1 protein-coding gene is annotated in these 1,073 nt (G+C 29.5%); it reads right to left on the reverse strand.

All coding sequences use genetic code 11. From position 1 onward, the window contains the following. Nucleotides 1-119: 119 nt before the first annotated feature. On the reverse strand, nucleotides 120-1,073 hold a 954-nt coding region (locus BRSU_RS14015; protein WP_048596209.1), incomplete at its 5' end, for a terminase TerL endonuclease subunit.

Below are 1,073 nucleotides of genomic sequence, written 5' to 3' on the forward strand. Positions count from 1 at the left end.
ATATTAACTAGATATATGAATAAAATAAAATATGAAATAGACAATTTGAAAGTACTGTAAACCTTTTTTTAATTATTTAAATGGATACTTTATATATAATAATATATAAAGTATCCAGATTATAAGGTAAATACACCTTCGCTTTCATAAATACTTGTCGTATCTTCAAAATGATTTTTAATCACTCTATGAAGAGCCATAATAGAGGCTACAACACCATCTATTCTTTTATATGATCTTCTTCTGTCAGGTTTTACAGGAAGATAATTATCTCTACCATCTGTTTTTACTTCACAGCAGCTTATCATCCAATTAAGAACTGCATTATTACCATGTAAAAGTTTTCGTTCATCTATAGTTTTTTCAAATAAAGAAGTTCCTTCAGATAAACCTCCAACAGCAAAAGACTGCCTAACCTGTTCCATTTTGAAGCCTTCGCTTTCTAAGTGTGTTACTATTTCAATAGCTTTCCAAGGGTCATAAGCTATTTCTATAATTTCAAAATATGCAGCATCATTTAAGATTGAAGATTCTATAACATCAAAATCTATTATATCACCGCTTGTTAAAGTAATTAAACCTTGAGAAGCCCATAATTCATAAGGTACTCTGTCCTCTTTAGAACGCTGCCTGATATTTTCTTGAGGCATAAAGAATCGTGGCAGAAGTATATATGGACCATTATCAATAGAATCAAAACATAAAACATAAGCCGCTATATCTCTTGTCGTTGCCAAATCTAAACCAATACATGCCTTCCTGCCTTTTAATTCATTTATATTTATATTTTGATGTGAATAAGATTTAAGCCACCTGTCAGAAGAAATCCAAACCTCGCTTGCCTGTGTCCAAACATTCAAGTTCTTTGTAAGAATATCTGTTCTTTGAATAGGTTTATCTAGTCCTTCTAAAAGCCTAGATTTTAGGTAACTGTCTTTTACAGAAACATTTATATTAGGATTAGCTTGAAAAATAATTTTATTTATTAATTCTTCCTGCTTTGAAACATCTTCATTTTTATTTAACTTTTCTTTATATTCAGACATAAATACCCAAATATCATTGATGTTATC

Origin of the sequence: Brachyspira suanatina, assembly GCF_001049755.1 — a bacterium.
Lineage (GTDB): Bacteria > Spirochaetota > Brachyspiria > Brachyspirales > Brachyspiraceae > Brachyspira > Brachyspira suanatina.